This is a genomic window from Streptomyces sp. NPDC111606, from assembly GCF_055656945.1.
Genome location: NZ_JBVKBY010000012.1, coordinates 281,357 through 293,354, shown reverse-complemented (window position 1 = coordinate 293,354; position 11,998 = coordinate 281,357). Strand labels below are relative to the sequence as shown.

The 11,998-nt window shown below is 72.8% G+C and carries 12 protein-coding genes; 6 read left to right on the top strand and 6 right to left on the bottom strand.

Going from position 1 to position 11,998, the window contains the following annotated elements:
- Window positions 1-119: 119 nt before the first annotated feature.
- The 4 genes from rpsR to rpmG are packed head-to-tail and all read right to left on the bottom strand — an operon-like array spanning window position 120 to window position 1,948.
- A complete protein-coding gene (gene rpsR, locus ACZ7M7_RS35955) occupies window positions 120-353 on the bottom strand; it encodes a 30S ribosomal protein S18 (RefSeq protein WP_383610629.1) in 234 nt (77 codons plus the stop codon).
- A gap of 5 nt (window positions 354-358) precedes the next feature.
- The gene (locus ACZ7M7_RS35950; RefSeq protein ID WP_472124349.1) at window positions 359-1,522 is read right to left on the bottom strand and encodes a CobW family GTP-binding protein; all 1,164 of its coding nucleotides are present in this window, start codon (window positions 1,520-1,522) and stop codon (window positions 359-361) included.
- Between the two features lie 4 nt (window positions 1,523-1,526).
- Complete coding sequence (locus ACZ7M7_RS35945) at window positions 1,527-1,775, bottom strand: type B 50S ribosomal protein L31 (protein ID WP_472124346.1); 249 nt, start codon at window positions 1,773-1,775, stop codon at window positions 1,527-1,529.
- A gap of 8 nt (window positions 1,776-1,783) precedes the next feature.
- Window positions 1,784-1,948 carry a 50S ribosomal protein L33 gene (rpmG, locus tag ACZ7M7_RS35940; RefSeq protein ID WP_015658813.1) on the bottom strand — a complete coding sequence of 55 codons (165 nt, stop codon included), beginning with the start codon at window positions 1,946-1,948 and terminating at the stop codon, window positions 1,784-1,786.
- Window positions 1,949-2,010: 62 nt separating this feature from the next.
- On the opposite strand from rpmG, the gene rpmB reads away from it, so the two are divergent.
- From rpmB to ACZ7M7_RS35920, 4 genes are all read left to right on the top strand, one after another.
- Entirely contained in the window at window positions 2,011-2,247 is a 237-nt protein-coding gene (rpmB, locus tag ACZ7M7_RS35935; protein ID WP_383610622.1) for a 50S ribosomal protein L28, read from the top strand.
- Window positions 2,247-2,552: a 30S ribosomal protein S14 gene (rpsN, locus tag ACZ7M7_RS35930; protein ID WP_472124342.1), complete on the top strand. Its 306-nt coding sequence runs from the start codon at window positions 2,247-2,249 to the stop codon at window positions 2,550-2,552. Before rpmB ends, rpsN begins: the two co-directional genes overlap by 1 nt.
- Before the next feature lie 144 nt (window positions 2,553-2,696).
- The gene (locus tag ACZ7M7_RS35925; RefSeq protein ID WP_472124517.1) at window positions 2,697-3,191 is read left to right on the top strand and encodes a hypothetical protein; all 495 of its coding nucleotides are present in this window, start codon (window positions 2,697-2,699) and stop codon (window positions 3,189-3,191) included.
- Between the two features lie 120 nt (window positions 3,192-3,311).
- Window positions 3,312-3,848: a DUF4232 domain-containing protein gene (locus tag ACZ7M7_RS35920; protein WP_472124339.1), complete on the top strand. Its 537-nt coding sequence runs from the start codon at window positions 3,312-3,314 to the stop codon at window positions 3,846-3,848.
- A gap of 15 nt (window positions 3,849-3,863) precedes the next feature.
- On the opposite strand, the gene ACZ7M7_RS35915 is transcribed toward ACZ7M7_RS35920, so the two are convergent.
- The gene (locus tag ACZ7M7_RS35915) at window positions 3,864-5,009 is read right to left on the bottom strand and encodes a DUF2786 domain-containing protein (protein ID WP_472124336.1); all 1,146 of its coding nucleotides are present in this window, start codon (window positions 5,007-5,009) and stop codon (window positions 3,864-3,866) included.
- Between the two features lie 123 nt (window positions 5,010-5,132).
- Between ACZ7M7_RS35915 and ACZ7M7_RS35910 the strand changes: the two genes are divergently transcribed.
- Both ACZ7M7_RS35910 and ACZ7M7_RS35905 read left to right on the top strand, forming a co-directional pair.
- Window positions 5,133-5,909, top strand: a complete 777-nt coding sequence (locus ACZ7M7_RS35910; RefSeq protein WP_472124333.1) for a Clp protease N-terminal domain-containing protein — start codon at window positions 5,133-5,135, stop codon at window positions 5,907-5,909.
- 34 nt (window positions 5,910-5,943) lie between these two features.
- A complete protein-coding gene (locus ACZ7M7_RS35905; RefSeq protein ID WP_472124330.1) occupies window positions 5,944-7,647 on the top strand; it encodes a bifunctional 3'-5' exonuclease/DNA polymerase in 1,704 nt (567 codons plus the stop codon).
- On the opposite strand, the gene ACZ7M7_RS35900 is transcribed toward ACZ7M7_RS35905, so the two are convergent.
- On the bottom strand, window positions 7,648-11,742 hold the full coding sequence (locus ACZ7M7_RS35900; protein WP_472124327.1) for a BTAD domain-containing putative transcriptional regulator: 4,095 nt from the start codon (window positions 11,740-11,742) through the stop codon (window positions 7,648-7,650).
- Window positions 11,743-11,998 lie beyond the last annotated feature (256 nt).

Here is an 11,998-nt window from a genome sequence, read left to right as displayed (position 1 = left end):
TCCCTCGCCTGCCCCGGGGATCGCGTCACAGTCGGGATCGGTCCCTCGTGTACTAGGAAGAGACGCGTTCCGGGGCGCTGGTGTTCCAGCGCCGGTGACGGCAATTCAGCCCGTGGGGGTCAGCGGGTGGCGTACGGGAGCAGGGCCATTTCCCTTGCGTTCTTGATGGCTTTTGCCAGGTCTCGTTGCTGTTGGACCGTAACTCGGGTGACACGGCGGCTGCGGATCTTGCCTCGGTCGGAGAGGAAGCGGCGGAGGAGGTCCGTGTCCTTGTAGTCGATGTAGGTGATGCCGGCCTGGTCCAGGGGGTTGGGGCGGGACTTCGCGGGCTTGCGCTCGGGCTTGCGGGGCATGGGGGTCAGACCTCCAGGAGGGTGTCGAAGGCGGGTGGGAGTTGCTTCCAGGCGGTGCGGCCGGCGGCGTACTCGGCGTCGGTCAGGAGGCAGGATTCGAGGAGTTGCTCGAGGCCGTCGCGGTCGAGGGCGGGTGAGGTGAAGACCAGGTGCTGGCAGCAGTCGCCGTGCTCGGGGTGCCAGTCCAGGGCGGCGGCGGCCCGGCGTACCGGCGGGACCATGTCCCAGGCCGCGTCGGGGAGTGAGGCGAGCCATGGGCCCGCGCTCTCCACGCACAGGGCGCCGCCCGCCGCGTCCCAGTGCAGTAGCACGTCGGGCTTGTCGGCGAGCCAGAACCGGCCACGGCTGCGGGCCGCCGCGCAGGTCAGGTCCTCCAGCGCCGCGTACAGCCGCTCCGGATGGAAGGGGCGGCAGCGATGCCAGACGAGGGTGGAGACGCCGTGCGCGTCGGCCTCGGCGGGGAGCAGGGCGCACGCCGGGTGCTGGGCGGCGTCGGCCGCCTCGACGTCGAAGCCGGCCAGGGCCGCCCGGGCGAGGGAGGACAGGGGGCGTCGGCGCGGGGCGGGCACCGTCAGGTCGTCGATCGGGACCTGGCGGGCCGTCGGGTGGAGTTGGGCGAGAAGTTCGCGGTCCTCGTCGTCGGCCTCCGGCGAGGCGGCGACGGCGAGGACGGGGGCGTACTCCAACTGGCGTGCGAAGGTGTCGGCGACCGTGCGCTGATCGGTCGCCGCCGCCGCGAGGCCGCGCTCGGCCAGGTCGTCACCGTTGCCCAGATAGGGCAGGACCAGCGCCGGGTCGACCGCGGTGAGCACGCCGGTGACCGTGAGCCCGCCTGCTGTGACCACCTCGGCCATGGCCTTCGGTTCGACCGAGTCCCACAGCTCGACGATCGCCATACGGGTGCCGCCGGCGTCCCGGATGCGCAGGAGTTCCGGCACCAGATCCTCACGCAGGGCGCAGCAGGCGCAGTCGTTGACGAGAGGCGCCTCGCCGGCGCTGACGGTGCCGGTGGCGTCGCGGATCGTCCGTACGACCGTGCCGGCGGCGGCCGTGGCCAGGTCGCGGTGGAGTACGACGCTGTCGGGGACGTCGGCGAGCAGCCGTGCCACGGCCTCTTTGCGGGCGTCGGCGTGCAGACCGCCGACGATCACGACGGAGAGTTCGGGCACTGGGTCAGCCCTGCTTCCCGTAGCGGCGCTCGAAGCGCTCGACTCGGCCGGCCGTGTCCATGACGCGGGCCGTGCCCGTGTAGAAGGGGTGGCTGACGTTCGAGATCTCGACGTCGACGACGGGGTAGGTGGCCCCGTCCTCCCACTCGATCGTTTTCCCACTGGTCATCGTCGAGCGGGTGAGGAAGGCGTGGTTCGCGGCGCGGTCGCGGAAGACGACGGGGCCGTAGGACGGGTGGATTCCGTTGCGCATGGCGGGGCTCAGCGCTCCTCTCGGAAGTCGACGTGGCGGCCGGCGACCGGGTCGTACTTGCGCAGGGTCATGCGGTCGGGGTCGTTGCGGCGGTTCTTGCGGGTCACATAGGTGAAGCCGGTTCCGGCGGTGGACCGGAGCTTGATGACCGGGCGGAGTTCGTTGCGTGCCATGCTGCTATCTTACTGAAAATGAATTCCATTAACAGTAGCGAGCGAGGAGAGGTGCGTCACCCGTGTCCGCCCACTGCATGCTGACCGGCGCCCGGCCCGGCTTCGGCAACACGATTTCCCACTCCCATCGGCGGACCTCCCGCCGCTTCGACCCCAACATCCAGACCAAGCGCTACCGGCTGCCCGGCGAGGGCCGGTATGTGCGGCTGCGGCTGAGCGCCAAGGGGATCAAGACGGTTGACGTCATCGGCGTCGAGGCGGCCGTCGCCCGGATCCGCGCCCGGGGGGTGAAGGTCTGATGGCCAAGAAGAGCAAGATCTCGAAGAACCGGCAGCGCCAGGAGGTCGTCGAGCGGTACGCCGCCCGGCGGGCCGAGCTGAAGGAGATCATCCGTCGGCCCTCGTCCACGGATGCCGAACGGCTCGCCGCCCGGCGGGAGCTGAGCAGGCAGCCGCGGAACGCGAGCGCCACGCGCGTACGCAACCGCGACCAGGTGGACGGGCGGCCGCGCGGCTACTTCCGTGCCTTCGGGCTGTCCCGGGTGGGTCTGCGGGAGCAGGCGCATGCCGGGTATCTGCCGGGTGTGCGCAAGGCGTCCTGGTAGGTACGGCACGTTCCGGAGCTTTGGACTGGACTCCCTGGTAACTTGCAGCGGGCGTTTCGGCCACATGGCCGACTCGGCCGTATGCCGACCGCTACAGCTTGGGAGCTTCCAGTGACCTCGGCGACTTTCTCGCGTACGCGCACGATGTCCGGCCGGCGGGTGCGGGTCGTGGCCGTGGCCGCGGCCCTGGCCGGCGCGCTCGCCCTGACCGGGTGCAGCGGCGACGGCGGCTCCGACGCCAAGGACGGCTCCTCGGCCGACCCCTCCGCGACGGCCGGTCCGGACACCGGCGGCGGTACGGGAGGCGGATCGGAGTCCGCCTCCGGTGAACTCGAGGGCAGCTGGCTCGCCACGACCGACGGCAAGGCCGTCGCGCTCGTCGTCACCGGCAAGCAGGCCGGGCTCTTCGCGACCGGCGGGACCGTGTGCAGCGGGACCGCCGGCGAGGAGGGCGGGATGAAGATGATCCGCCTGAAGTGCACCGACGGCAGCAAGGGCCGGGCGACCGGGATGGTCGACTCCGTCGACAAGTCGCGGCTGAAGGTGACCTGGGAGGGCGACCTCGGCGCCGAGACGTACACGAGGGCGGAGGGCGGGAAGCTGCCGACGGGGCTGCCTACGGCCGGTCTGGGATCGTGATGTTTCATCGGTGACGTCCGCCCCGATCAGTGCCGTGAGCCGCTGCCGATCCATGCGGCGGTCACCGACGATCGGTGCGGAGATCGCCGCCCGCTCACCGACGCCACTCCCAGAGGACCCATGCGCGCCACTTCCCTCACCGTCGCCGCCCTCGCCGCGGCCCTCCTCCTGACCGCCTGCGACGACGGCGGGGACGGGGGCGGCAAGAGCAAGGACAGCAAGGCCGGTTCCGCCTGTGTCGGCGAACTGGCCGTGCAGTTCGGGCCCGCCAACGCGGCCCCCGCTGCCGGGGACACCGGCAACGTCCCCGTCACGGTCACCAACCGCGGCGACGGCGAGTGCGTCCTGGACGGGCTGCCTGCCGTCGAGTTCGACGCGGGTGGCACGACGGTCTCCGTCGCGGCGGACGAGGGTGCCGGGGCCGCCGCGTCGACGAGAACGACGCTCGTGAAGGAGGCCTCCACCTCCTTCGCCCTCACCTACGTCCGGGGCGAGGAGGGCAGCAGCAAGAGCCTCGCCGTGGAGACGGTCAAGGTCCGGCTGCCCGGGTCCACCAGGACGCAGAGCTTCAAGTGGTCGTACGGCGATGTCGCGCTGAAGAGCGACGGGAAGGCGCCGGACGCCTCGGTGAGCGGGTTCCAGCGGACCGGCGACTGACGCCGGTGCGGCGGTTCAGCCGAGCGGCCGGCGGGGAGCCACCTGCGCCTTCTCGGCCGCCTCCGACCCCTCCACCCAGCCCGCCTCGTCACTGACGCCGCGTAGGCGGGTCGTGGTCGTCTCCGGGAACATGCGGTCCAGGCGGTCGGTGACCGCCACTTCGCGGGTGGCGAGCACCGGGAGCAGGTCCTGGGTCACCTGCGACTGCGCCGCCTCGGCCAGGCGGGTGCCGATGCGGTGGGCGTAGGCCGCCAGGAACGACTGGCGGAAGGTCTTGGTCCGCTTGCGGCCGCCCGCCCGCTGGGCCGCCTCCGCCTTCGTCATCGCCGTCTGGGCCTGCACGAGGAGCGAGGTGTGGAGCAGTTCGACCACCTCCAGATCGGCCTCGAAACCCACGACCGTGGAGAAGGCGAACGGTTCGTTCCACACGGCACGGCAGTGGTTGGCGGTCGCCACCGCGTCCAGCAGGACCGCCTTCGCCTGTTCGTACGGCGGTTCCACACCGATCCGGCAGGCGCCGGGGGCGTCCTTCGCGCCCTGCGTGCGGGTCGAGAGCAGCGCCTCGTCGACGCTGTACCGGGCCATCAGTTCCTGGGCCTTGGCGCTGAGCGCCTCCGCCTCCTCCGGAAACCCGGTCGCCTCCGCCTTCGCGAGCAGCGCGCGGATGCGGGTGAGCATGCGGGACTCGGATCCGGGGCGCCGGGCGGTTTGGCCGGCCGGCTCGGTCGGTTCGTCGAGGGGCTCCAGCGCGGGCAGCCGCAGCAGGAGGCGGTACAGCTCCAGGACGGCGGTCGCGTGCGAGAAGCGGTCCGTGCGGGGCGGGGCCTCGGTGGGCAGGTCGTCGAGCTGGGCGTTCCAGCGGGGGCCGCGGGGGCGGTCGTACGGCCGCTGCGCGTGGATCAGCGCCGAGAGCAGCCGTACGTGTACGTCCTCCAGCTCGCGCCGTACGAGCCGTACGGCATCGGCGGGCTGCCAGCCGCGTCGCCAGGCGGCGGCGACGAACTCCTGGCCGCGCTTGGCGAGTTCGGCGTCCGCGGTGGGGTCCGCGGCGAGGAGGGAGGCGCCGGTGTCGAGGGCGGTGTCGGTGTCGGCGTAGAGGGCGTGCTCGAAGGCCCGGTCGACGGGGCCGGGCGTACCGCTCGAACTGTTCGTACTGCTCACCTGGCGATGGTGCCACGGGGCGGACGCCACGCCTGCGGGACCGCCGGGGAAGCCCTGCGGCTCCCTGCCGGATGTTGTCAACCACGGGTTGACACCTCTGGACTGTCAACCTACGGTTGACACATGTCGACGAACCCGACCATCACGTCATCCGTACGTCTCGACGAACTCATCGCGGCCATCAAGAAGGTCCACCAAGAACCCCTCGACCAGCTCCAGGACGCGGTGATCGCCGGCGATCACCTCGGCGAAGTGGCCGACCACCTGATCGGCCACTTCGTGGACCAGGCCCGGCGATCGGGCGCCTCCTGGACCGACATCGGCAAGAGCATGGGCGTCACCCGGCAGGCCGCACAGAAGCGGTTCGTGCCGAAGGAGTCGATCGACCTCGACCCCCAGCAGGGCTTCGGCCGCTACACACCGCGTGCCAGGGGCGCGGTGGTGGCCGCGCACAACGAGTCCATCGCGGCCCGCAACTCCGAGGGCCGGCCGGAGCACCTGGTCCTCGGCCTGCTGGCCGACCCCGACGGCCTGGCCGCGAAGGCGATCACGGCGCAGGGCGTGCTCCTGGACTCCGTACGCCAGGCCGCCACCGCGGCGCTGCCGCCCGCCGTCGACGAGGTGCCCGAGCTCGTCCCCTACGGCTCGGACGCCAAGAAGGTGCTGGAGCTGACCTTCCGCGAAGCTCTGCGCCTCGGCCACAACTACGTCGGCACCGAGCACATGCTGCTGGCCCTGCTGGAGTTCGAGAACGGCACCGGTGTCCTGTCCGGCCTCGGCCTCACCAAGCAGGCGGTGGAGGACTACGTCGTCGAGCTGCTCTCGCAGTTCCTGCAGAGCGGTGAGCAGACGAGCCAGGAGTCCCGCGAGCAGGGCGAGGCCGGCGAGGCGCAGGGCTGAGCCCGTTGTCAGACCCGGGTGCCACACTCGCAGCATGACCGACCGGTGGGCGCTCGCTCCGGCCGAGGACGGTGGCGTGGAGGTCGCCCCCCTCGGTCCGGACGGGCTGCCCGCGGGGCCGGTGTGCCGGGAGGCGGACCTCGCTCAGGCCGTGCGGGGACGGCCCGATGTCGCGCGGTGGGTGTGGCGGTCCACCGCCGAGGTGTATCCGCGCCTGCTCGCCACGGGGGTGCGAGTGGAGCGGTGTTACGACATCGAGGACGCCGAGACCCTTCTGCTGGGTCACGAGGGGCGGTCCGGGGAACCGAGATCGGCCGCTGCGGCCCTCGCCCGGCTGCGCGGACGCCCGGTGCCGCCCGATCCGCCCCAGCGGTCCGCCGAACGCGGCTCGCAGTCCTCGCTCTTCGAGCCGCAGGCGGTCCATGTGCCGCTCGCCGACCTCGTCGAGGTCTACGCCGACCAGCAGCGCCGGCACGACAAGGCCGGGCATCCGGAGCGGATGCGGCTGCTGACCGCGGCCGAGTCGGCGGGGATGCTGGTCGCCGCCGAGATGAACCGGGCCGGGCTGCCGTGGAGCGCCGAGGTGCACCGCCGGGTGCTGCACGAGCTGCTCGGTGAGCGGTATGCCGGGGGCGGGGAGCCGCGCCGGCTGGCCGAGCTGGCCGACGAGGTGTCCGCGGCCTTCGGTCGCCGGGTGCGGCCCGATCTGCCCGCGGACGTCATCAAGGCTTTCGCGCAGGCCGGGATCAAGATCAGATCGACCCGTCGCTGGGAGATCGAGTCCCTCGACCATCCGGCGGTGAAGCCGCTCGTCGAGTACAAGAAGCTGTACCGGATCTGGGTGGCCCACGGCTGGTCCTGGCTGCAGGACTGGGTGCGCGACGGGCGGTTCAGACCGGAGTTCCTCGCGGGCGGGACGGTGACCGGGCGGTGGGTGACCAACGGCGGGGGCGCGCTGCAGATCCCGAAGGTCATCCGGCGTGCCGTGGTCGCCGACCCGGGCTGGCGGCTCGTGGTGGCGGACGCCGACCAGATGGAACCGCGTGTGCTGGCCGCGATCTCCCGCGACCCCGGGCTGATGGAAGTGGCCGGACGGGAGACCGACCTCTACCAGTCGGTGTCCGACCGCGCCTTCTCCGGCGACCGCGCCCAGGCCAAGCTCGCTGTGCTGGGTGCCGTCTACGGCCAGACCTCCGGCGACGGGCTCAAGAACCTCGCCGCGCTCAGACGCCGTTTCCCCAAGGCGGTGGCCTACGTCGACGACGCGGCGCGGGCCGGTGAGGAGGGGCGGCTCGTGCGGACCTGGCTGGGGCGGACGTGTCCGCCGGCGGCCGGTGCGACGGACGACGCCGCCGAGGAGGCGGGCATTCCGGTGCCGGACGCGCAGGACGAGCCCGCCGAGGGCTCCGGGCCGCAGGAGTGGGGGCGGGGCTACGCCTCCACCAACGCCCGCGCCCGGGGCCGCTTCGCCCGCAACTTCGTCGTCCAGGGCAGCGCCGCCGACTGGACCCTGCTGCTGCTCGCGGCGCTGCGGCGGGCCTGCGCGGACATGGCGGCGGAACTGGTCTTCTTCCAGCACGACGAGGTGATCGTGCACTGTCCCGAGGAGGAGGCCGAGACGGTCGTGACGGCGATCCGTGAGGCGGCGGAGCTGGCGGGGCGGCTGACGTTCGGGGAGACGCCGGTGCGGTTTCCGTTCACCACGGCGGTGGTGGAGTGTTATGCGGATGCGAAGTGATCACCGGGTGTGGTCCAGCAGGAGTCGGAGCTCCTCGACCACCGCCTTCTCGTCGGTGCCGTCCAGCAGGTCGAGAGCGGTGCGCCACTCGGCGTGCGCGGCCTGGACACGGCCCAGTTCCCGCAGCAGCAGGCCGTACTGGTGCCGGGCCAGGCCGCCCATGTAGCGGTCGGCTCGGGCGTCGGCTCGGGTGAGGAGTTCTGCGCAGGCGTGGGTGGCGCGGTCGGTGTGGCCGAGGAGACGCAGAGCGCGGACCAGCCCGAGGCGGGTCTGGGACTCGCCGTGCCAGTCGCCGTGGCCGCCGAGGATGCGCAGGCTCTCCTCGAAGTGCGCGGCGGCTGCCGCCGGTTCGCCGAGGGTGAGGTGGGCGTAGCCGATGTTGCAGCGGGCCGAGTGCTGCACGATGACGTTGCCGATCTCGTCGCCGATGGCGAGTGAGCGGCGGTGGTGCTCGATGGCGGCCCGGGGGTCGGTGTGCTCGTACAGGTTCCCGAGGTGGCTGTAGGTCACGGCCTCGCCGTGCGGGTCGTTCAACTGCCTTGAGTACTCCAGGCTCTGGCGCAGCGCCTCCCCCGACTCGTCGTAGCGGCCGAGCCCTTCGAGCAGCAGGCCGCGATTGTTGAGGCAGCGGCGCATCCAGGAAACGACTTCGAGACGCTGCCAGATCGTCAGGGCGCGGTCGTTGAGGTGCAGCGCCTCGGTGTGGCGGCCGGTCAGGAAGTGCAGACCGGCGAGGTCGCCCAGGGCGTATGCCTCGGCGGCTTCGTCGCCGAGCCGCGTCGCCAGGCGGAGTGCGGTCCGGCCCATTAGCTCCATCTCGGCTACGTGGCCGCTGCGTTGGAGGTAGGGGAAGAGGAGGCGGATGAGGGTGGAGAGGGGGCCGGTGGTGGTGGTTGAGGTCGAGGCCGTGGCCGTCCGGGGGTTGGTGCCGTCGTCGCCGTACTGCTCCACCAGCGCGACGATGTTCTCCAGTTCCGAGTCGCCCCAGGCGAAGGCGGCTTCGGGGCTGGGGAAGGCGGGCACCGTGGCGACGGTCGTCGCGTGCTCGGGCGGTTGGGCCGGGGTCGGGCGACGGCGGTCGTCCTGGTCGAGGCCGGGTTCGACGATGGCGGTGAGGGTGCGTTCGGCTACGGCGGCGTACCAGCGCAGGGCGGTCTCGGTGACGTCGGCTTCACCCTCGGCGTCGGCTCCGGCGCCGGCGAGCTCGCGGGCGAAGTCGCGTACGAGGTCGTGGGGGGCATAGCGGCCGTACGCCGTCTCCTCCAGGAGGGCCACGTCCACGAGTCGGTCGAGTGCGGCTTCGGCGCGGCGTTCGTCGGTGCCGGTCAGGCGGGCCAGCAGGGGTGCGCCGTAAGCGGGCAGGTCGAGGGCGCCGATGCGGCGCAGGGCGAGGGCCGCGTTTCGGTCGACCTCACGTTCGGAGGCGGCGAGGGCGTCGTGGGCGACGGCGAGGGAACGGCGGACGCTCAGGTCGTCGTACTCCAGGTGATGCAACCGGCTCTCGGCTGCGGCCAGTTGCCCGGCCAGCATGTCGGGAGTGAGCGCGCTGCGGGCGGCGAGCCGGGCGGCGACGACACGGAGGGCCAGGGGGAGGCCTCCGGTTAGGGCGATCAGGGGGTGGGTGGGGGGTGCGGGGGCCTCGGTGGTGGGGGCTGGGCCCTCGATGGTGGGGGCTGCGGCTTTGCCGCCAGATGTGCGGGCATAGGTGGCGGGGGCGGGGCCGTTGCTGGTGGGGGCGGTGCCGTCGCCGGTGAGTGCTTGCGCTTCGGTGGCGGGCGGGCAGCTGTCGTTGGTGGGCCCGGGGCCGTCGCCGACCGGTGCCTGGGCTGCGCCGCCGAGCGTGTGGCCACAGCTGGCAAGTGTGGGCCCGTTGTCGGTGGGGGCTTGCGCATCGCGGCCGGGCGTGCGGCCATCGTCGGTTGGCCCCTGGCCGTCACCAGCGGGCGCTTGACCGTCGCCGACCGGTGCCTGGGCTGCGCCGCCAAGCGCGCGGCCACAGCCGGTGGGTGCGGGCCCGTTGCTGGTGGGGGCTTGCGCATCGCGGCCGGGCGTGCGGCCGTCGTCGGTTGGCCCTTGGCCGTCGCCGACCGGTGGCTCCGCTGCGCCGCCGGGTGTGCGGCCACAGCCGGTCGGTGCCGGGCTGTTTCCGGTGAGGGCTTGCGCATCGCGGCCGGGCGGGCGGCCATCGTCGGCGGGCGCGGGGTCGTGGCCGACCAATGGCCGCGCTGCGACGCCAAGCGCGCGGCCACAGCCAGTGGGTGCGGGGCCGTTACCGGTGGGCGCAGGGCCCTGGCCGCCCGGCTCGCCACCCCCGCTACCGGACACCGGGGCGTCGCCTGCGGACGCACGGCGCTCGCCGGCGGAAGCCTGTGCCTCGACGGCATCGGTCTGGTCGCCGGTGTCGAAGGTCCCCCGTCCAACGGGGCGGTCCTGCTCGGTACGGGCATCGCGGCCGTCGTTGGCCTTGCGGAAGCCGCCGTCGTCGCCGTGGAAACCGTCGCGCCCCGAAGCCGCGCGCAGCAGCGCCGCGCTCTCCTCGGCGGTGAGGGGCGTCAGCGGGAAGCGGCGGACGCCGTCCAGGGCCGTCAGCGGGGAGCGGCTGGTGACGATCACCGCGCAGCCGGGGCCGGCCGGGAGCAGTGGGCGTACCTGGGCGGCGTTCGCGGCGTCGTCCAGGAGCATCAGCGTGCGGGTGGGGGCGAGCAGCGAGCGCAGCAACGCGGCGGCCTCGTCCGGGTGTTCGGGAATGGAGCGGGGGTCGGCGCCGAGGTCGCGAAGGAGTGCGGTGAGGGCTTGGCCGGGGGTGAGCGGGGGCATGCCGGGGGTGGCGCCGTGCAGGTTGACGTAGAGCTGACCGTCGGGGAAACGATTCGCCAGCCCATGGGCGGCCTGCAGCGCGAGGGCGCTCTTGCCGACGCCGGGCATGCCGCTGAGGACGGCGACGGTGATGGTCGGGGTGGGCGCGGTCGTGGGGGCGAGGGTGCGACGCAGGTCGGTGAGTACGGCCGTACGGCCGGTGAAGTGGGCCGGAGGTGGGGGGAGTTGGGCGGGGCGGGGCGGTCGGGGTGGGCCGGCCGGAGTGTCCCCCTCAGGGAGAGCATCGCCTTGCCCGGGTCGCCGGGTGGTGTCGTCATCGCGCGTAGCGTCAGGGTTCGCGGCGCTACCGGGCACGTCGCCGACCTGGGCAACCGCAGAGCCGACGGCACCGCGCGCCAGGTCGCCGCCCCCACGCTCCGAACCCCCGCGCACCAACCCCGCGCGTCCCCCCTCCGAACCCGCACGCAACACCTCCACATGCGCCTCCCGAACCCCTACTCCCGGCTCCACCCCCAACTCCTCGATCAGACGCATGCGCAGATCACGGTGGACGGCCAGGGCCTCGGCCCGTCGGCCCGTGCGGTGGAGGGCGAGCATCAGGTGGCGGTGGAAGGACTCCCGCAGGGGATGCTCGGCGGCCAGAGCCGCAAGCTCGGGTACCAGGGCGTCGACGCGCGGCCCGGCCACGCTCAGCTCGGCGTCGTAGCGCCACTCCAGGAGCAGGAGCCGCGCCTCCGCCAGGCGCTGGACGAGTGCGTAGCCGCCCACCTCGGCGGGCAGGCCGGCCAGGGGCGTGCCGCGCCACAGTGCGAGCGCTGCCGTGCTCTCGCGCAGCGTGCGCTCCCAGTCCCGGCCGGCATGGGCGACGCGGGCCGCGGCGACGCCGGCGACGAAGACGTCGACGTCCAGTTCGCCCTCGTCGACGCGCAGGACATAGCCGGGCGGCGCCGCCCGCAGCCGTTCGGGGTCGTCGAGAAGTCGCCGTAGCCGGGCCACGTGGTTGTGCAGCGAGGCGCGCGCCGACGGGGGCGGCGCCCCGCCCCACAGCACGTCCGTCAGCGACTCGACGGAGACGACCCGGCCGCCTTCGAGCAGCAGCGTGGCGAGCAGGGCCCGCACCTTGGGGCTGCGGATGGTCCGGACGGCACGGTCGGACACGCTCGGCGCGTCGTCGCCGGGGCTCCGGCCGGCGCTGGACTCGGAGGAGCCGTCATCCGTCCCCGCCTCGAACACGACCGCCGGCCCCAGCAGTCCGAACCGCAGCCCGTACCGCTTCACGCCGCCACTGCCTTCCCACGCGACGGGCCCGCGCCCTTGTGTGTGACCTATGTGCAACCCATGCACAGCCCATGTACGACGGTTTCCCGCCACACCCTTCACGACGCTACTCGGCCACGAACCGTTCCACCCAGGTCGTCTCCCGTCACCGTCCGTCGACTTCACGCCAACTGAACGGCGCCGAAACGGAGCATCGTTGGCCACATGTTAGCGATCCGTTGGTGTGGCCTGATGTGATCACTTCATCGGATCTGGC